General features: G+C 46.0%; 16 protein-coding genes and 2 pseudogenes. 13 read left to right on the top strand and 5 right to left on the bottom strand.

Annotation, left to right across the window (positions count from 1 at the left end; genetic code table 11):
• Positions 1 to 12: 12 nt before the first annotated feature.
• From bchH to ACFQ03_RS23150, 4 genes are all read left to right on the top strand, one after another.
• A complete protein-coding gene (bchH, locus tag ACFQ03_RS23165; protein ID WP_379291273.1) occupies positions 13 to 3,711 on the top strand; it encodes a magnesium chelatase subunit H in 3,699 nt (1,232 codons plus the stop codon).
• Positions 3,712 to 3,770: 59 nt separating this feature from the next.
• On the top strand, positions 3,771 to 4,664 hold the full coding sequence (locus tag ACFQ03_RS23160) for a class I SAM-dependent methyltransferase (RefSeq protein ID WP_379291271.1): 894 nt from the start codon (positions 3,771 to 3,773) through the stop codon (positions 4,662 to 4,664).
• A gap of 175 nt (positions 4,665 to 4,839) precedes the next feature.
• Entirely contained in the window at positions 4,840 to 5,031 is a 192-nt protein-coding gene (locus ACFQ03_RS23155; RefSeq protein ID WP_306437000.1) for a metal ABC transporter permease, read from the top strand.
• Between the two features lie 129 nt (positions 5,032 to 5,160).
• Positions 5,161 to 6,075, top strand: coding sequence for an NAD(P)/FAD-dependent oxidoreductase (locus ACFQ03_RS23150; protein ID WP_213595452.1), 915 nt, complete (start codon positions 5,161 to 5,163; stop codon positions 6,073 to 6,075).
• Positions 6,076 to 6,181: 106 nt separating this feature from the next.
• On the opposite strand, the gene ACFQ03_RS23145 is transcribed toward ACFQ03_RS23150, so the two are convergent.
• Complete coding sequence (locus tag ACFQ03_RS23145; RefSeq protein WP_054819294.1) at positions 6,182 to 6,394, bottom strand: hypothetical protein; 213 nt, start codon at positions 6,392 to 6,394, stop codon at positions 6,182 to 6,184.
• A 31-nt stretch (positions 6,395 to 6,425) separates the two neighbouring features.
• On the bottom strand, positions 6,426 to 7,136 hold the full coding sequence (locus tag ACFQ03_RS23140; protein ID WP_330163269.1) for a GAP family protein: 711 nt from the start codon (positions 7,134 to 7,136) through the stop codon (positions 6,426 to 6,428).
• 88 nt (positions 7,137 to 7,224) lie between these two features.
• On the opposite strand from ACFQ03_RS23140, the gene ACFQ03_RS23135 reads away from it, so the two are divergent.
• A complete protein-coding gene (locus ACFQ03_RS23135; protein ID WP_379291267.1) occupies positions 7,225 to 7,818 on the top strand; it encodes a TetR/AcrR family transcriptional regulator in 594 nt (197 codons plus the stop codon).
• A 220-nt stretch (positions 7,819 to 8,038) separates the two neighbouring features.
• Here the strand turns inward: ACFQ03_RS23135 and ACFQ03_RS23130 are convergent, their stop codons facing one another.
• Positions 8,039 to 8,440, bottom strand: a complete 402-nt coding sequence (locus ACFQ03_RS23130; protein WP_055109550.1) for a nuclear transport factor 2 family protein — start codon at positions 8,438 to 8,440, stop codon at positions 8,039 to 8,041.
• Positions 8,441 to 8,543: 103 nt separating this feature from the next.
• On the bottom strand, positions 8,544 to 9,404 hold the full coding sequence (locus ACFQ03_RS23125) for an AraC family transcriptional regulator (protein WP_055109548.1): 861 nt from the start codon (positions 9,402 to 9,404) through the stop codon (positions 8,544 to 8,546).
• A 367-nt stretch (positions 9,405 to 9,771) separates the two neighbouring features.
• Here ACFQ03_RS23125 and ACFQ03_RS23120 point away from each other — a divergent pair, with 367 nt between their 5' ends.
• The gene (locus ACFQ03_RS23120; protein ID WP_366925988.1) at positions 9,772 to 9,894 is read left to right on the top strand and encodes a DUF4367 domain-containing protein; all 123 of its coding nucleotides are present in this window, start codon (positions 9,772 to 9,774) and stop codon (positions 9,892 to 9,894) included.
• A gap of 309 nt (positions 9,895 to 10,203) precedes the next feature.
• Here the strand turns inward: ACFQ03_RS23120 and ACFQ03_RS23115 are convergent.
• Positions 10,204 to 11,830, bottom strand: a pseudogene (locus tag ACFQ03_RS23115) (IS5 family transposase).
• A 367-nt stretch (positions 11,831 to 12,197) separates the two neighbouring features.
• On the opposite strand from ACFQ03_RS23115, the pseudogene ACFQ03_RS23110 reads away from it, so the two are divergent.
• The 7 genes and pseudogenes from ACFQ03_RS23110 to ACFQ03_RS23080 form a co-directional block, all read left to right on the top strand.
• A pseudogene (locus tag ACFQ03_RS23110) lies at positions 12,198 to 13,100 on the top strand (M15 family metallopeptidase); the annotation flags it as partial.
• Between the two features lie 284 nt (positions 13,101 to 13,384).
• On the top strand, positions 13,385 to 13,924 hold the full coding sequence (locus ACFQ03_RS23105; protein ID WP_213595460.1) for a VanZ family protein: 540 nt from the start codon (positions 13,385 to 13,387) through the stop codon (positions 13,922 to 13,924).
• Positions 13,925 to 13,964: 40 nt separating this feature from the next.
• Complete coding sequence (locus tag ACFQ03_RS23100) at positions 13,965 to 14,660, top strand: response regulator transcription factor (RefSeq protein WP_213595462.1); 696 nt, start codon at positions 13,965 to 13,967, stop codon at positions 14,658 to 14,660.
• Positions 14,653 to 15,762, top strand: coding sequence for a sensor histidine kinase (locus ACFQ03_RS23095; RefSeq protein WP_213595464.1), 1,110 nt, complete (start codon positions 14,653 to 14,655; stop codon positions 15,760 to 15,762). Before ACFQ03_RS23100 ends, ACFQ03_RS23095 begins: the two co-directional genes overlap by 8 nt.
• Positions 15,763 to 16,028: 266 nt before the next feature.
• Positions 16,029 to 16,934 carry a carbohydrate ABC transporter permease gene (locus ACFQ03_RS23090; protein ID WP_187386582.1) on the top strand — a complete coding sequence of 302 codons (906 nt, stop codon included), beginning with the start codon at positions 16,029 to 16,031 and terminating at the stop codon, positions 16,932 to 16,934.
• A gap of 78 nt (positions 16,935 to 17,012) precedes the next feature.
• Positions 17,013 to 17,825: a carbohydrate ABC transporter permease gene (locus tag ACFQ03_RS23085; RefSeq protein WP_083485226.1), complete on the top strand. Its 813-nt coding sequence runs from the start codon at positions 17,013 to 17,015 to the stop codon at positions 17,823 to 17,825.
• Positions 17,826 to 17,873: 48 nt separating this feature from the next.
• Positions 17,874 to 19,028, top strand: a complete 1,155-nt coding sequence (locus ACFQ03_RS23080) for an efflux RND transporter periplasmic adaptor subunit (protein WP_055109539.1) — start codon at positions 17,874 to 17,876, stop codon at positions 19,026 to 19,028.
• The last annotated feature ends 2 nt before the right edge of the window (positions 19,029 to 19,030 follow it).

The following is a 19,030-nucleotide window of genomic DNA, read 5'->3' as shown; positions in this document are numbered from 1 at the left end:
GAGGATGGCGCGTTGAAGCTATCCATACTCACAAACGGGGAAACGACGTTGTCGCATTTGTCTGAAGCATATCAATTGCTTGATCAAAATCAGAAAAATCAGCTGCATCTGACCATCATCGATTTAGGGAATCGGAAGATCGACGAGCTTGAGGACGTGGAAGCCACGCTTGTTGGAGCTGACCTTGTCATCTTCGATGCACATGGCGTCCGCCAGGACGTTGTCGAATGGTTGAGTAGCCTGCTAAGCAAAGGGACGGCTCATATCGTTCCGCTTGGCGGCAACTCCGCTGAGATCGCTTCGCTGCTCAGGCTAGGCAGTCTGACCTTTGCAAATTTGCCTAGACAAGAAGGGCATACACATGCGGCAACGTCCTTGCCGCTAGAAGGAATGGATGAGGGTAATGCGGATTATGAACACTACGTTCGATTTACCGAATATTGGCGGGGCGGAGGTACTGACAATTTGCTCGGTCTGCTTTGTCTGGCAGGCCGTGAATACGGCGGCTGCCATCTGTTGCCGGAGCCTAAGGAGCCGGTATATGTTCGGGAGTTAACGATTATGGAGCCGAGCAGTCGCACGGTTTACTCGTCTGCAGCCAGCTACCGGCAAAGCAATCGCTACGACGAAGGTCGGCCGAATGTCGCGATTTTATATCTTGGGAATAGCAATCCGCTCGATACCGCAGAATGTATTGCGCAGCTTAAGGAACAATTGGAGGCTTTCGTGAACGTCATGCCGATCGCGTTTCCTTCAGTGATGAACATTCCGCTCGACCGTCTGCGCGAGTTGCTACTTGGCGACGGTCACCAAGTCGACCTTATCGTGAACCTGCTGCCTTTCCGACTTGGGATTGGTCCCGGCGGAGGAAATCAGGACGGGGCTGTGCAGATGCTGGAACAGCTCGATGTGCCGATGCTGCATCCGCTATTGTTGAACAGTAGAACGGAACAAGAATGGAGACAGTCTGCGAGTGGACTTGAGCCTTCGTTGCTACTCGTTCAGGTCATGCTTCCGGAGCTTGACGGGAGCGTGGAGATGTTTCCGATAGCGGCACTGCAGGAAGAAGGAGAAGACGCCGAGCTAAACGTTCCGCTAAAGCGACTTGCACTTATCCCTGAACGGACAAAACGCTTGACAGATCGCATCCGCCGCTGGCTTGCCCTGCGGAGCAAGCCCAATGCAGAGAAGAAGCTGGCGCTCATTGGCTACAATTATCCGCCAGGCGAAGGAACGGTGTTCGGCGGTTCCTTCTTGGATACATTCGAATCGATAGCACGTTTATTGAGCTGGCTGAAGCAGCAAGGATATCATACCGAGGAACTGTCAGCGGCGGAGCTGCGTGCCAGATTTATAGAGGGCGGTCTGGTCAATTCCGCAAAATGGTCTGATCCTCAAGCTTCGAGTCAGTTGATCCGTTATGCGGATCCCCATTTCACACAGAAGCTATCCGGTCGTTCATGGGGAGAAGAAGCGATAAGCCGCTGGGGTCAGCCGCCTGGTGACATCATGACGGACAACGGCTCCTTTCTCATACCCGGCTTAATGATCGGCCAAGTGTTTATCGGCCTGCAACCTTCACGCGGTATCCATGAGGATCCAGAGAAGTCACTGCACGATCGTTCGTTACTACCTACGCATCAATATACTGCGTTTTATCAATGGATTCGTGAACAGTTTCAAGCGGATGCCATCGTCCATATCGGGACACACGGCACCTTAGAGTTTCAGCGGGGGAAAGAGGCCGCTCTGTCTGGGGACTGTGTACCGGATGACTTACTCGGGGATTTGCCAAATTTGTACTACTATTACGTAGGGAATCCGTCCGAAGCGATGATCGCCAAGCGGCGCAGCCATGCCGTATTGATCGGCTATCAGGCGCCGGCTTTTACTGAAGCTGAGCTGTATGGCGAATGGCGTGAGCTTGAAGCCTTGCTGCACGAATATCGTGAAGCGAAGCAGCTCGCGCCGGAACGATGTGAGGCGATTCTACAAGAGCTGCAGGCGGTAGCGAAGTCGCTTGACTTCTCCGCAGAGACCGTAGAACACATGGAGGAGGAGCTCTATCGCATGCAGCGTTCGCTCATCCCTAGTGGACTGCATGTGCTTGGCGACAGCTATTCTCCTGAAGTCGCTTTGAACCATATGCAATTCGTGCTTCGCCACGAGCGGGGAAATATTCGCTCAATTCGCGGACTGCTCGCTGAACGTCAAGGCGTTCGGGCGGATGCGCTAACTTCGGGCAAGCATGTGAGCTTGCTGCGCCAGCTCGATGAGGAAGCGAATGCGTTAGTGACCGCTTATGTGTCAAACAAGGCAATCCCGGACATGTATAAGAGTGAACATCCAGATTGGCTTAAGCAGTTGGAAGCTTCGCTCGAGTACGGTTACGAAGCTTACCTAAGATCATTGCAAAATGAGGAAGCAGAAGGGCTGATGCGGGCGTTGGAAGGCCGGTACGTTCCAGCTAAGCTCGCTGGTGACGTGCTGCGAACACCTGAAATATTGCCGACCGGACGCAATCTGTACCAATTCGATCCCCGCTTAGTGCCCAGCCGTACAGCTGCTGAACGGGGGGCGATTGTCGCCGAAAACTCCATACAGCAATATCGCGAGCAGCACGGGGACTACCCGCACACGACGGCGGTCATCCTCTGGGGGATTGAGACGTCGCGCACACAAGGGGAAACCATCGGGCAAATCCTGCATTATATGGGGGTTCGCATTGGCGGGGGAGTCGGAACGTTCCGTACAGAATATGAAGTGATCCCGCTTACGGAATTAGGCCGACCGCGCTTGAACGTCATGGTGCATATTACTGGGGTTTTTCGCGATTTGTTTCCGAATTTGCTGGAAGAATTACATGACCTATTCCGCAAGGTTTCGGAGCTGGATGAACCTGATGAACTCAATTGGTTCAAGGCTCATACACGAAGCATGGAGGAGGAGCTGCTTGCTGCCGGATATGAGGCAAGTCAAGCGCATGACTTAGCTTGCGCCCGCATCTTCGGCCCGGCAGAAGGCGAGTATGGCACGACGGTGACGCAGATGATCGAGAAGAAGCAATGGAACGAGGAGTCTGAACTTGGCGCGGCATACACGGACAGCCAGCAGCATGTATACAGCGCACTGGCACGAGGACAGGCGGAGCCAGAATTGTACAGTTCTCATATGCTGGCGGTGGATATCGTGTCGCAAATACGCAGCAGTCATGAATGGGAAGTAACGGATTCGGACCACTATTATGAGTATTTTGGCGGTTTGGCAAAGTCTGTGGAAGTGATGAAAGGTCGGAAAGCTGACATTCATATTACGGATACGACAGGGGAGCAAATCAAGACAGAATCTGCCGAACATGCGATTGCACGCGGAGTAAGGACTCGCTTAACGAACCCGAAATGGATCAACGATCTCTTGAAGCATCCTTATCATGGCGCAAAGGAAATGGCCAGCCGATTCGAGTATGTACTGGGACTTGCAGCCACGACTGGAAAAGTAGAACCTTGGGTATTCGATCGTCTGCATGACGTCTATATGGCTGATGAAGCACTTAGCCGGAAGCTGCAGGACAACAACCGTTGGGCTTACCATGCGATGATCGAAACATTGCTGGAAAGCGAGCAGCGAGGATACTGGACACCGGATGAACAAGTTCTGCATCAGCTGCGGCAGAAATACCTAGAGCTTGAAGGAGAGTTGGAAGGGGAATGAGAACAGCTTGAGGCATAAGCTGAAATCCATTTAAATTAAGAAATGAGGTGTTTACCTAGATGATCGAAATCTTACGCAACGAAGCTGCTTGGGAACAAGCTTGGAAGGACGACCAAACGACAGGTGTAAACTTGATGAAATCAGCAGGGATCGAGCCGAGATTCACTTTTGGCGCCATCGCGGCCAAAAACTACAACGAGCAATCATTCAACGATGAAGGAAGAAGACGGTCAGCACGTATTATCGGCTGGTTGGAAAATCAAGGCGTAAATTTTAATGGCGCCTCCGTCCTCGACATCGGAGCGGCCTCTGGAATATTTTCGATTCCCTTATCACAAAGAGGAGCAGATGTGACCGCCGTTGAGCCGTCGCTTCCGTTCACAGAACTATTGGAGCACAACAATCAAAAATGGGCCGACGGTAAGGTAAAGATCGTGCGCGCAGCCTTTGAAGATATGGATACGAAGACATTAGGCTGGAACCAAGCTTTTGATTTTGTCTTTGTGTCAATGTGCCCGGCGATCACAGACTGGGAGATGGTGGAGAAAGTGATCAGCTGCGCTCGAAAATTTTGTTATATCAGCCTAGCGGCAGGTCCTAAAGAACACAGCCTCACCCTTGAAATATTACCGCTGTTAAACCATTCATACAACAAGCATCAAAACTCCGAGATGATGTATTTGCTGCAGCTGCTTTATCTAAAAGGGTACGCCTTTCATTCACTCGTCACACGAGAAATGAAAGCCAGGGTTGTGTCTCGTGCGGAAGCCATTCAAGAGGTTTTACATTGGCTTAACTTTTACAATTATCCAGTAGATGAGAATACGCAGGCCATCATTGAAGATTATCTGGATCAAACTTATCCTGGAAAAACGATCCCAATCAAACAAGGAGGGCGCTTCGGCAAAGTGCTCATTCAGTTAGAAGAGCAAAGCATGTTTACTTATTCATGAGGATGAATCAACCAAAGCGCCTACATCAGATGAGTTCCCGCATAAGGGACGCGTTGTACGAAACAATGGCGGTTCCGGAAGTGCGGGAATTTTTGATCCAGATGGGCATGATATTCAGGCGGATGAAGAAAGAGGCGTGTACTTTGATTGTATTTGCCTTTGAAAAACAACACTTATCATATTAAATGGAATGGTCATTGCGCTTGTTGGCATGTTAAGTGGTTTAGTCGCTTCTTATGAATTGGGTACACCACCCGGCGCTTCCATCACATTAATTTTAATGTTGATTTTTTCAGTCATAACACTTGCAAAGTACATGTTAGATTACTTGAAATTGGATAGACTATTTAATAAAAGTCAAGTCTAGAATGAAATATGCAGAAAATGACAAATCGAGTTTACGCCGTAGATTTGCCATTTTGAAAATAAGCCCATGCATTATACTGAGTAATCACATCTCGTATGGAAAGTTAAACGAAGTGGGAGGGAGTTAATCATGAAGGAAGTTGATGTTGTTATTATTGGAGGAGGTCCTGCAGGTTTAAGTGCTGGACTTGTACTAGGACGTGCTAGAAAGAAGACATTGATTATTGATGAGGGCCAACCGCGTAATGCAGTGACTAGAGAGGCTCATGGCTTTTTAACACGTGATGGCGTTAGCCCACATGACTTTCGAAAAATTGCGAAAGAACAGCTTCGCACTTATCCATCGGTTTCACATCTGGAAGATATCGTCAGGTTGATAGAAGGGGAAGATGGACAATTTTTGTTGGAAACTGTTTCGGGGGTGAAGATAGCCGCTAGTAAACTGCTGTTTGCTATCGGAATGAAGGATCGTGATCTTGGCATACCAGGGTTGGCAGAGGTCTATGGTAAGAGTGCGTTTGTATGCCCGTATTGTGATGGCTGGGAACTAAGGGATCAGCAATTAGTTGTCATAAACAGAGGAGCGACATTAATGCATTTTGTCCCATTGCTTTCTGGATGGTCGAAGCAGTTAGTAGTTTGTACAAATGGTCCCGATGAATTGAGTGAAGCAGAACGTGAAGAATTGCGCGCACATAATATCCCGGTATTTAATGCACCAATACATTTAATCCAATCAAATCAAGGCATGGTAAGCCATATCAAGCTTGAGGATGGGACGGAAATTTCGTGCACAGGGATTTTCTTCAAGCCGGAATTGGAACTTGGATCGGATTTGCCAGTTGCCCTTGGTTGCCGGATGTTGGATACTGGAATCATTGAAGTCGATGAGTTTGGAAAAACTAGTGTACCTGGTGTTTATGCAGCAGGGGATGCAACTACACACTTACACCAATCTATTGTTGCAGCTGCTTCAGGTGCTGTATCCGCAGCTGCAATAAACGGGGAATTAAATCAAGAAGAATGGCGGAAGAGCAACGTTTGATTGAATAACCATGAACACTTTACGAGCCTTCCTCACCCAAGTATCATGCTCATAGAATAAACTTCAAGGGTGAGGAATAACTATGAGGTCTTCAAGACATAATAGGTTAGTCAACTTTATCCTTTATTTTAAGAGAACCCACACCAATAATTGCTCCCAATATCACTAAAATTATACTGGCTATTATTTCATATCCTTGCAATGCATCGATGTAATTGACGAGAAACCAACTTGGTCCCCCGCCTGCCAATCGATTTATGATACCTCCAACTCCCTGAAGCAATAGAAGTAAACTTGCACCGCTTGCAATCTCTTTCATAACGCTACATCTCCTTTTTACATAACGAATATCAAGATAGAACTCCCCTGATGCCAATATTGAATAAAATCGCCCCAATAACTGCCACTCCGACTAATACAGAAGACAACGGAGCTTTTACTAATTTTGATCGCAGTTGTTCAAGCTGATTCATTATCCAGTTTTTACATAGTATAAACACGATCAATAGTAAGATTGAAGGAAGTACCATAATCGCGTTATAGCCAAGTAAAATGCCAATGGACAAACCCGTATGAAACGCTAAACCATCCATTAGTAATATCGAGTAAAAATACGGTAAAGCTGTGGTAAACTCAATCGCAAAGACAATAATACCGAGTATGATCATCCCTCTTATAGACACTTGCGTAGGTAACCATTCCAAAAATCGGGATTCCATCCCTTTTTTAGGATTATAAAAACTAATGAGTACAAAGGCGACTCCAAGTATCGTATAAAACCAACTTGAAATTTGATTGTTCGCCATGCTTTCTATAATACCAAGAATCGGCCCAACTCCGAGATAAACCAAGATACCCATTATAAAATAGCAAAATTGTGTCGAAAATAAAAAAACGATCAATCGCGATGCTGTTTTTTCTTTTTGTATGAGAAGGATATAAGCTGTAATCGCCAATACCCCGGGGCTTAAAATATCAATGACAGCACAGAGCACAATAATGAGGAGTGCTGTTGTGAAATCTATGTTGGCAGGAATTAATGATTCAATGATTTCAATCACCTAAACATCCTCCTTATTTATTTATTTCGCGCACTGTGATAAAATAATAATAACACAGTGTGTTAAATAAAACAAGAGGTGATTTGAAGTGCCGAAAATTGTTGATCATGATCACAAAAGAAAGCTCATCGCTGAAACGGCTTGGAAAATTATTGAAACCGAAGGTATTGAAAAAGCATCTATCCGCAGAATCGCATCTGAGGCTGGAATGTCTGCCGGAGCATTGAGACATTATTTCTCAAACCAGGATGAGTTACTATTATTTATCATGGATTATTTTCTTGCTCGCGGGAAAGAACGGTCGAAGAATAAATCATGGTCACAAGACCCTTTCATTGCGGTACAGGAAACGTTGTTAGAATTGGTTCCTGTCGATCGGGATAAACAAGCTGAAGCTGGCGTATGGCTGGTTTTCGTCATTCGTTCACTTACAAGTGCAGTTTTGAACACGAAAAAAGATGAACTCATCGAAGGAGAATACATTTTAATGGAGGCACTGCTTGAAATCTTGATAAAGGCAGGCTATGTAAAAAAAGACATAGATATTGAAATCGAAAAATTAAGGCTTTCTGCAGTCATTGAAGGTTTATCCATACATGCTCTATTAAGACCGGATATATTCACCATTGAAAAAACGGAACAAATTATTACTCACCACTTAAATGAACTTTGCAATAAATAATATTGCTCTCATTTATTAAAACATGAATTTGATAATAAACAAAGCAAAGACAGCCGCAAAACAACTAAATACACTTATCCATAAAACAGGTTCCATAATGATCCACTCTTGTTAATATATTTTATATCGCACTCCATGTAACTTGTTATTGCACAATCGCTCCTTTATAGAAAAGCGATAGAGTCCCAAATAAAGACTTCTAGTACGAACTTATTAACAATCAAGATGTTTTAATAACATATGAGGTGATTGCTTTAATTTTTGAATTTTTACCAAACCCTCGAAAGTTATATACATCGCAAAAAGCAACTCTGTGCTTATCGTGTAGTATTAAAGTTCCATTTAGAGATCCTGTGTTGCCATGTGTGATAATGTTCTGTATACGAAACTGTTGAACTTTACAATTTTTCATTTGATGTAACGCTTTCTCAAAATCATCTTTTCCCTGAATTAATTTATCACCAACAATTTCCCAAACCACATCATCTGTCATCCAATCCATACAGAAGCTTATTTCATTTTTGACAAAAGCGATACTAAGATCTCTAAGCAACTCTTTTTTAGGTGAGTTTCCACAATTTTCGGCGCATTCTACCGTTAAGTTCTCAGAATGAGTATTCATCGTTACCTCCTTTTTTCAAATGACCCCGACAGATGACCGGGGTCATTGTCGCGCATCTATTGGAATATTCGTTGTGAAATCAATGATAATGGTCTATTTTTGTCTATTTAACCGGAACCCAAATTTCGGTTTTGGCTACGGGGCTCGTTGGGTCAGGGCTTTTATATACTTCCAAAGACGGTGCGTCACCATGTTCATATGAATTAGACGGAAACCACTCTGAATATATTTTTTTCCATGTCTTCGGTACCACATCGGCTACGGGCCCCACGGCTTCAAATATCGCCCATTTTTCGGCAGATATTTGATAACTAGATAATCCATCAGGTATGTTTCCTTTGTATTCAGTGCCCACCCAATACTCAATCTCATTGTCCTCTTTGCTGTAATCTACTGATGCTCCAATCAAACCTGATATTTGGCCGTTATTCAAACCTAGTAATCGGTTAATGGTACCATTTTTTCCGACCTTGGTCCAAAAATGACCGATATCCAGAGACAGACCGAGATCTCCGTCACAATTAAACCGTTCTTTCACTCCCACAATTTGGAATCCTTTGCGTTCTACCAATTGATAATTCATAGGTTCAGCTCCTTTTAGATTCACCTGGATGGTCAAGCGATTATAAGATTGCAGCTTCCCCAATCCTTTTCGTGCTTCACTCGGTGTCACACCATGCTGTTTGCGAAAAGCCTTTGCGAAAGCTTCAGGAGTATCGTAGCCATATTTATAGGCAAGGTCGATAATCTTGCAATCGCTGCTGGCTAATTCCTGAGCAGCCAATGTCATTCTCCGCCTTCGCACATATTCTTTGACCGAAACATCAGTCAAGATTATAAAAAGCCGTTGAAAATGAAAGGCGGAGACATGTGCCTGCTTCGCAATGTCTTCTATTGTGATGGGTTCCAACAGATGCGCTTCCATATAGTCAATTGCCTTCTGCAGCGATTCTACCCATGCCATATGACTCCCTCCTTGATTAAAAGTTAACGTAAAGTCATCTGAGTATCCTGTCATCTTATGCGCAGTAGGGACAGATTCTCAACGAATACGTCCATACGTTACATCGAATCATCGTGTCTGCCGCCGATCTTAAACAATCCAATAAGTATGCTTTCATAGTCCCACTTTTTATGTATTCTTGTAGTAAGATTATAGCATAGGTAAAGATGATTCATCATACAAATGGTGCGAATGGGGGAGGGGTACATCTGGCACCGACCAGTATTTGCAGCGATTATTTGAACAAACTAATGATTATATAGAATGTCATTCCATCACTTTACTTTTATTAAAGCATACGAAGGAGGAGAGACTATTGGTATATTCTGTGGAAAGTACTACAGAAAAGATTGCAGTCTTTGTACATGACAATCTGTTTTACACAATATCCGGAAACGTTCCATCCACCGAGATGAAAAAAATCATCGATTCTTTTGAAATTGAGAAATGACTTGGATTATAATCATTGGATTACGGTAGAAGGAGACCTGGATATAGGGAAGTTTTGTGAGCAGCTAAAAACAATCAAAGTGATAATATATGGTGAAATTGTGTAGACGACCTTTTTTCCATATAGCTTTTCCACCAATGTCTGAAAGGGTAATAGGACGTGAAGTGTAGTCAATATCTGCTCATCCAGCATCTCCAGTATCATTTTCATGATACGGGCAAACTCTTCTTGCATTTTCCGAAAGCCATTGCTCCAGCTTTTTCAATGTTGGGATTCTTGTGGTTAAGTAGGGGGCTTGCTGAACGATTTTTATCCGAATTTCAGAGCTAGGCGCCGGCGAGACAGCATCGCGAAAATAAGGCAAAAAAGAACGCGGAGCCTGCGCTCCAGGTTCATCACGAGAAGTTGCAGCGTAATCACCGATTCGCTTGTCTTGGCGAGGTGTGCGCGAATACAGCCAAGCCCATACTTGCGCTTGCCTTCTCCAAACTTGCCTTCAATTGCGTTTCGTTCCCCGGTATCCTGTTTGACGTCTTGCTTATCTTCACTTGACGGACCGTTTTTAGGCTTTCGTCCCAATGCCGGCCCACTGAGCCAAATCCCATGCTGTTTGCAGAAGCTCCGGTTTTCGCGCGTGCGGTAGATCTGATCCACTTGGACGACAGCCGGATAGGTCCCCATGCGCTCACGGTACTTCTCGATCACGCCAATTAGCGTCGTGCTCTCGTTGAAGTTATCCCAAGACAGACGATCAAGGAACGCATAGCCATTTGTCATGCTTACCGCAATCTTGGCTCCGAACTCAACGCGTGCCTTGGCTTTCCCGCGCACGATTGGCCTGATATGCGGCTGATGAATGCTGACGATCCGGTCTTCCATCTGGTGAGAACGCTCGCTCCACATTTGAAGTTGCTGATGGTACAGTTCATGAATCACCAGCAGGTCGCGATAGGTTTTCCGGCTAAGCAGCGTGAGCGGTTGCACCTTGGCTTGCTCGGCGATGATGGAGAGGTTCCGTCCAACGTAACCGAGCTGCCGCCTGATTGCTTTGCGGATCACTTTGGGTCCCGGCCTGCGTTGCTTGGACACCGCCAAACTGCTTGCGCGCTTTTTCGCGGTACGTGCGCGGTTTCGTCGCTTTGCTGACGGCCGGCACATGCAGGGTATCGATGATCGATTCGAGCTTCTCCCGCGCTTCATTCAGCAGATTCAGATCGGTCGGATACGCCACATCCGCTGGCGCGCAGGTAGCGTCCATGAGCACCGTCCCTTGATTGGGTAGCGCAGGTGCTTCCGATTCCATGGCCGATACCGGATGCCCTTCGGAAGGAGGCGCGGTCGCTTCAAGAGGCTCGGGCACCGCGGCCGTCTGCTCCACGGGAGATGTTGCTGCTGACGGTTCGACTTGTGGTTCCGCGAACAGTGTTTGCTGTTCGGCTTCAATAACAGAGGCGCGCTTCTTCGACCGCTTTACTTTCCCTCCGCCGCCGCTAACGTTGTTGTCGTCATGGTCCTTCGTTTCCTTCGCGCCTGCCGTGGCGACGACCTCATTCAGCTCAGCCAGCACATCCGTCAGACGCTTCCGAAAATGCGTCATCATCGAGTGATGGAACGGTTGCTTCATGACGAATCCGGGCAGACCGATGAAGTATTGCATGTATGGATTTTCGTTGATCGACTCTAGGGTTTCTCTGTCGGTCAACTGCATTCTCTCTTGAATGATGAGCGCCCCGAGCCCCATCCGCAAACTGATCGTTTGCTGGCCGCGGAAGGTGTCTTTGAAAAACGGTCCGTATTTTTTCTCGGCCTCTGCCCATGGCACTAACCGCGCCAACTGAACCCAACGATTCTCTTCGTCCAGCTTTCCGCCAAAGGGCAAAAAGAAATCGCCTGGCAGGATCAATTGATTGTCGAGATGCGCGGTCGGCTTGAACACATTTGTCACTCCATCTGCAAGGATTTGGGCCCGTTCTCCATGCTTTCCTTTACATATGAATTCGACATCAAGAGCCTAAAATCCTTATTGTTATGCGGTTTTCAGCCTTTTTTTCACCATTCAGCAAGCCCTAAGTAATGAATAAGAGCTTCCTCCTTACGGTGTGTTATTGGTAAACATCACTGTATCCAGGATGAAGCTCTTTTCCGATGTTCGCTTTTCCAGATCTTAATCCCACGAAGATTTTACACTAACCCGTTTGTTAGTTTTCGATAACGATTTAATAAAAATTTTAATTTTAGCCCCATTTCTTTTTAAATAGTTTCCCCTACTCTATAGTAGACGAAAGATAAGGAGGAAACTACGAATGAAGAAATGGCTATTGGGGATTGTCATCCTTTTAATTATTGGCTATGCCGTTATCCAGGATAAACCGGAACCCGATAATAATGAAAATGTGCCGAAAGAAAACCACCAAGTAGAGGATGAAAAACTGGATGAGGATCTGGATGAGGATTTGGATGAGGATCTTAAAGGGGACGGGATGCCGGTTCGGATAACAAAGGATCAGGTTTACAAAGGCCATTTGCTGCTGATCAATGAAGATCATCCTGTACCTCCGGGGACTAACGTATCCGATGCGGTCAATTTGGCGAAAAATCCGGAGCTGATCAACGGATACGGACTCTTGGATAACTCGATCCGATTGACGCCTTTTTTGGCACAAAAATTATCTGCGATGATTGCAGCGGCACATCAGGATGGCATTAACCACTTTATGCTCACCAGCGGCTATCGGGACGAAGAGGAACAGAGCAAGCTATACGAGGAAAAAGAGCCTGGATACGCGCTGCCGGCAGGCTTTAGTGAGCATAATCTCGGTTTGGCGGTGGATATCGGATCAACGCAAGGGAAGATGGAGTCTGCTACTGAAGGACAATGGCTGAAAGAGAACGCCTGGAAATACGGCTTTATCTTGCGCTATCCGGAGGACAAAACAAATATTACAGGGACCCCGTATGAACCATGGCATTATCGTTATGTCGGTTTGCCGCATAGCGCTATTATGTATGAGAACAATTTTGTTCTGGAGGAATATTTGGACTTTTTGAAGGAACAGAAATCGATAAAGACCACGATAAACCACGAAGAGTATTCCATTTATTACTATTCTGTTCTCGAAGATACCACGATTCATGTGCCGGCGGATAGCCGCTATGAAATTTCGGGCAACAATATGGATGGTGTTATTGTGACAGTATATTCCGGGCAGGGCGATGCGCCAGCGAACGGTGTTCTGAGCGGCGATACTCCAACAAACAATAGACCGGAAAACGACTCCTCGACAAGCGATACGCCGACAAACGAGGGGGCTCCAACCGGCAATCGTCCGAACGATAAACCGCAGATTGATACGCCGACGACCCATGCGCCGACTAGCGATACGCCAGCGGACACCGATCCGGCGCTTGAGAAGCCGGCGGGTGCGGTTCCGGAGGACGGGATGCAGGAAGTTAAGAAGCCGGAGGTTTCGATACCAAAGGAGGAGAACAGATGAGAGCAGGAAACCGGTTGAAACATTGGAGCGTTCGGCTATTGTTTGCTTTCTACATGTACGCGCTGCTCAAAATAATTTTATTCAAGTTCGGCCGGGTGGATGTTGCGTTTCTATGGGAGCAGCTTCTGCGAACCGTGACTTATCCGGAATATATCGTTGCCAGACTGCAAGCTGGGAATCTGGTTCCCTTGAAGGAAATTGCCAGAGCGCTTGATGCGTTGACCGTACACAGCCTGACGAACCTGTTCGGGAATATTGCGATCTTTGTCCCGTTCGGCATGTTCCTTAATGTCCTTGCGAAGGCCGGAAAGCTGACATTGGCGGGGACGCTATGGCGCTCCTTGGCGGTAAGTTTCGGGCTGGAAAGCGCCCAAGTGTTATTTTCGCTCGGTACGTTCGACGTGGACGACCTTATTTTAAATTCCGTTGGAGGCATGCTCGGCTTCGTCGCCTACAGACTGGGATCCTGGCTGACGACGCCGGCATCCGCCGTTCCGGGCGCTCCGCGCGCCGTTGTTCTGGCGAAGAAGTTCTGATACGATGTAGTTCAATCAACATATTTACTTGAGGTGGATTATGAAATCGATCACTATATTAATTGCGGATGACGAACCGGAAATTGCCGATTTGATAGAACTGCATCTGGTCAAAGAGGGCTATCGCTGTATTAAAGTTTCTGACGGGCTGGCAGCCGTACAGATCATTCGGACGCAGTCTGTCGATTTGGCGATTCTCGATATCATGATGCCGAATCTGAACGGCTACGAAGCGACGCAGCTAATCCGGGAAAGTCACCATCTGCCCATTATTTTTTTAAGCGCCAAAGCAACTGATCTTGATAAAATTACAGGACTGGTCAGAGGAGCGGACGATTATGTGACCAAACCGTTCAACCCGATGGAGCTGGTCGCTCGGGTAAATGCGCATTTGCGCCGTGCGCTGCAATTCAATCCATCGGCAGCTTCGAACACAGCCGTTCTGCAGGCGCGCGGTCTGGTCATCCATCCTGAACAACGAACCGTTTTTTTGTATAACAACCCGATTGAGCTAACCCCGAAGGAATTTGACATCTTGTACCTGTTGGCCAGCCATCCGAAGAAAGTCTTCAGCACAGAAAATATTTTCGAACATGTATGGGGGGAGGCCTACTACGAAGGCAGCAATACAGTTATGGTGCATATACGAACATTGCGGAAGAAGCTCGAAGAAGACAAGCATAAGAACAAATGGATCAAGACCGTCTGGGGAGTGGGATATACGTTCAATGGCTAATAAGATCCGAAGTTTCCGGTTTAAAATGATTCAGCTGTTTGCTTTAAGCACACTTTGTTCTGGTGCGATCACCTTTCTGATCTTTAAAGTGTTTCAGCTCTATTATCATACGACGAAGTATGAAGACCCGACGACTAAAATCCGTTATTTCATGAGAGAAATCGGGGACCTCAATTTTTTCTTGATTATTTTTATTCCTCTCTCCTTTTATTTTTTCTTTCTCCTCACGAAACGGTATTCCCTTTATTTTCACGAAATATCGCGTGGAATCAATCAACTGGCAAACGGCGACTTCAACAGCAAAATAAACATCCGGTCTAATGATGAGTTCGAAAATATTGCGCGGGATATCAATCTGGCTAGTGAAAAATTGAAGCAAGCGCTGGAGAGGGGAGACTTTGCAGAGAACAGTAAAGAACAATTGGTGTTGAATCTGGCTCACGATTTGCGAACGCCGCTCACTTCCGTATTGGGCTACCTGGACTTTATTCTTCAGGACGATAATTTGACGAATGACCAGATCAAGCACTATACAGGCATTGCTTTTTCCAAGTCGCAACGGCTGGAGAAGCTGATTGACGAGCTTTTCGAAATCGCCCGCATGAATTACGGCCAGCTAAAGATGAACAAACAACCGATCGATCTTAGCGAGCTTCTCATCCAATTAAACGAGGAATTATACCCTGCTTTAGAAAGAAGTAACCTGACAACCCGTTTGCATGTAACTCCGCATGTGACGATTTGGGGCGACGGTGAATTATTGGCGCGCGTATTTGAGAATCTCCTTACGAACGCTATCCGTTATGGCAAGGATGGCCAGTATATAGATATTCATTGCACAGTAGAAGCGGAGAATGCAGCAGTTCAAGTGATTAATTATGGTCATAGCATTCCCCCCGAGGAGCTGCCGTATATTTTCGATATGTTTTACACGGTCGATAAAGCGCGTACTGAGCGGGAAGGAAGCTCCGGTATCGGTCTGTTTATTGCGAAAAATATCGTGGAACAGCATCGGGGCACGATCTCAGCGCAAAGCGATCCCGTTCGCACGTTATTTGAAGTTCGTCTCCCGCAAAGCAACGCACCTACAGCGCATCAGTAACTAGGATGTGTCTGGACACTGCGTGATTTCTGTTTTTTCTCCACTTATTCTTCAATCAGTTTTCCCAAATGAAAGCATCAATGGGAGGAAACTGAGAATGAATAAGTGTTTTTTTATGTTCTAAGCGTGTTATCACTGAGACTGCAAACAAAGAGGATCGTCCGTTCAATGTTGGACGGTATTTAATAAAAATTTTATTTTTACCCTACTTATTCTTTAAACTGTTCTTTTTATAGTACTGGTAAGACTGGTTGGAGGAAGCGTAAATGAAGCAACGGTTTTTTAGACAAGATGACGATAGGAAGATCATGAAATGGATGCGCAAGGATGCGGTGGTAGCCTGGCTATTTCTCGCACCGAGCGCTGTTGGATTCGCACTGTTTTACCTTGTTCCATTTATCATGGGAGTATTTTATTCATTTGTAGACAGCCCGGTAGATCGTCATTTTGCGGGTTTGGATAATTACCGCGAGTTGCTTATGAGCGAGTCCTTCCGCAAGGCAGTGACCAATACATTTTATTTTAGCGCGGTTAGCGTTCCGCTTAATCTCACACTGTCGCTAGGTCTTGCGGTACTGCTGAATGCAAATTTATATTTGCAAAAATGGTTGCGGACCGCCTATGTGCTGCCGCTTGTCGTTCCCGTTGCCTCAATTGTGTTCGTCTGGCAATTGTTGTTCGATTGGAACGGATCCGTAAACGCCTGGCTGAGCAGCTTCGGAACTGAACGCGTGGACTGGATGAAGACCGATGCTGCCCGATATGTCATTATTGTCGTCTATTTATGGAAGAACATTGGCTATAACGTCGTTTTATTTTTGGCGGGTTTGCAGCAAATCCCGAAGGATTATTATGAAACCGCGCATGTGGAAGGAGCTGGGCGCTTACGGCAGTTTGGCAGCATCACTCTTGTCTATCTAACTCCCACGATGTTCTTTGTCGTCATTTTGTCGATTATGAACTCGTTTAAAGTATTTCGGGAAACGTATTTAATCGCAGGAGACTATCCGCATGACAGTATCTATATGATGCAACATTATATGAACAACATGTTCACGTCGTTGGATATTCAGAAATTGACAGCCGCGGCGACCATGATGTTCGGTTGTATTCTTTTGATCGTCATCGGTTTGTTTGCGCTTGAACGCCGATATCGGCAGTTCATGGAATAGAGGTGAGAGTCTTTGGATAATTTTCACAAAATCATTCGAAAAATTGGCCTCACAGTCGTGTTGGGCACAATTGCGCTTATGTTTTTATTTCCAATTGTGGTCACGTTCACTAATTCATTCATGACAGCCCAGGAAATCGATATCAATTATGGATCTATCGGACAGATGAATGAAGCGATGAAAGGGGGGAAAAACCGTTATGGAAATTTAAAATTGCTGCCGGATCATGTATCTGTGAAGCAGTATGGCGAAGTGTTGGTGGCAAGTCCCCGATATTTAATGTTGTTTTGGAATTCGGTGTTGTTGGTAGTGCCGATCATCGTTGGGCAAATCTTGGTCTCGGCGTTTGCTGCGTATGCCTTCTCCAAGTTGCAGTTTCGTTACCGAGATCGTCTGTTTATCGTCTATGTCATGACGATGCTCATGCCGTTTCAGGTGACACTAGTGCCGAATTATATTATGGCGGATAAATTGGGGCTGCTGAATAGCCCGAATGCCATTATATGGCCTGGCATTTTCGCAGCTTTCGGTGTTTTTATGCTTCGACAGTTCATGCTACATATTCCGTATGCCTATATTGAAGCGGCGAAGTTGGACGGGGCCGGCCATTTGCGGATTTTCTTCACGATGATTGTTCCTATGGTGAAACCAGGTGTTGCTGCGCTCGTCGTTCTCTTATTTGTTGATTATTGGAACATGGTAGAGCAGCCGCTAATTTTTCTGAACGATCCGTTCAGGCATCCGTTATCTGTGTACTTGTCCAGGATCAATGATGAACCTGGGATCGCTTTTGCGGCATCCGTGCTGTATATGACCCCCATGGTGCTGTTATTTCTTTATGCGGAAACTTATTTCATTAAAGGCATTCAATTATCCGGCATCAAGGGGTAATAGGAGCAATCTTTCCAACGGAATGTTTTAGGAGGAAGAAGACTGAATATGGGGTTAGCAAACGAACAAGTTGATCGCAGACGCAAACGAATGATTCAAATTGCCTTTATTGTTTTTCTAGGATTGTTGTTGCTGCTTACTTTTTTCGGAAATACCATTCAATCATTAACCTTGCCGAAAGTAAGAACGGAACCGCTGACTACAGGAAACTTGACATTTACGATTGAGGGAAGCGGCATATTGGAACCGCTCAAAGAAGCGAGGTTAACGAACCCTGCCGGTTGGAAGGTCCGAAAGATCTTCGTAAAGGAAGGAGACCGTGTGAAAGCGGGGCAAAAGCTAATAGAATATGACAGTACAGCGGCACAACGAGAATTAGAAAATGAAATGGCCAACTTGAAGAAAATGAATATTGAACTGGAAAATCTTCAGGATCAGTTCATTGAGGCAGCACAGGGTGGGGATGAACTTGATACACGAATCGCTAGCCGCGCGATTGAATCGCTAAAACTTGACCTAGACACGCAGGAACGAAACATTAACGAGTTGAGAGACCGTTTGGCAAGCGGACAGGAGTTGATCGCTCCGTTCGACGGGATTGTAACCCAATTGAGTGCAGTCGAAGGAATGGCATTTATGGGAGAACCGGATGTTCGAATCTCAAATGATAGCTTGGGCTACAAGTTGGATATTCCCGCCGATTCTACGCTGTTGACCCACTTGGATATATCAGTTGGGACGAAGGTAGAGGTCGAGGTACAAAGCGTTCAGGCACAACAGACCCGTATCCTTGAAGGAACGATTATCGAAATGGTGGATGCAGAGCCGAGAATCGAATCCGTTGATTTGACTGGTCTGAACCGTACGATTCCACGGAAGCTGATACGTATCAACGTCTTCAATGCCGAGCTAAAAGGGGGTGAGCGAGCATGGGTCAATATTGAGAAACGCTCCCGCCAGCAAGGACTGGTTGTTTGGAGTGAGGCCATTCATTATGAGCGTGACGGAATGTTTGTTTATAAAATTGACGAGCAGAGAGGAGCATTGGGCAATGTTTTCGTTGCTCGTAAAGTGCGCATTCAGGTCAGTGAAAGGAATGATCATGAAGCCTTGCTTCTGGCCGACAGTCTCTATGAGGGCGATCTGTTAATTCTGGAAAGCAGCGAGCCTTTACAAGACGGAAACCGTGTTCGTCTGCAATAAGC

The sequence above is a fragment of the Paenibacillus residui genome (genome assembly GCF_042677205.1).
GTDB lineage: Bacteria > Bacillota > Bacilli > Paenibacillales > NBRC-103111 > Paenibacillus_L > Paenibacillus_L residui.
The sequence above is the reverse complement of the archived record's forward strand: the minus strand, read 5'-3'. Positions and strand labels throughout refer to the sequence as shown.

What these genes read in the sequence shown, in the direction of transcription:
- ACFQ03_RS23085 (WP_083485226.1), top strand. Translation starts at nt 17,013, where the DNA reads ATGTTTTTATTTCCAATTGTGGTCACGTTCACTAATTCATTCATGACA.
- ACFQ03_RS23145 (WP_054819294.1), bottom strand. Translation starts at nt 6,394, where the DNA reads ATGAAAGAGATTGCAAGCGGTGCAAGTTTACTTCTATTGCTTCAGGGA.
- ACFQ03_RS23095 (WP_213595464.1), top strand. Translation starts at nt 14,653, where the DNA reads ATGGCTAATAAGATCCGAAGTTTCCGGTTTAAAATGATTCAGCTGTTT.
- ACFQ03_RS23090 (WP_187386582.1), top strand. Translation starts at nt 16,029, where the DNA reads ATGAAGCAACGGTTTTTTAGACAAGATGACGATAGGAAGATCATGAAA.
- ACFQ03_RS23125 (WP_055109548.1), bottom strand. Translation starts at nt 9,404, where the DNA reads ATGGCATGGGTAGAATCGCTGCAGAAGGCAATTGACTATATGGAAGCG.
- ACFQ03_RS23160 (WP_379291271.1), top strand. Translation starts at nt 3,771, where the DNA reads ATGATCGAAATCTTACGCAACGAAGCTGCTTGGGAACAAGCTTGGAAG.
- ACFQ03_RS23100 (WP_213595462.1), top strand. Translation starts at nt 13,965, where the DNA reads ATGAAATCGATCACTATATTAATTGCGGATGACGAACCGGAAATTGCC.
- ACFQ03_RS23130 (WP_055109550.1), bottom strand. Translation starts at nt 8,440, where the DNA reads ATGAATACTCATTCTGAGAACTTAACGGTAGAATGCGCCGAAAATTGT.
- ACFQ03_RS23080 (WP_055109539.1), top strand. Translation starts at nt 17,874, where the DNA reads ATGGGGTTAGCAAACGAACAAGTTGATCGCAGACGCAAACGAATGATT.
- ACFQ03_RS23150 (WP_213595452.1), top strand. Translation starts at nt 5,161, where the DNA reads ATGAAGGAAGTTGATGTTGTTATTATTGGAGGAGGTCCTGCAGGTTTA.
- ACFQ03_RS23105 (WP_213595460.1), top strand. Translation starts at nt 13,385, where the DNA reads ATGAGAGCAGGAAACCGGTTGAAACATTGGAGCGTTCGGCTATTGTTT.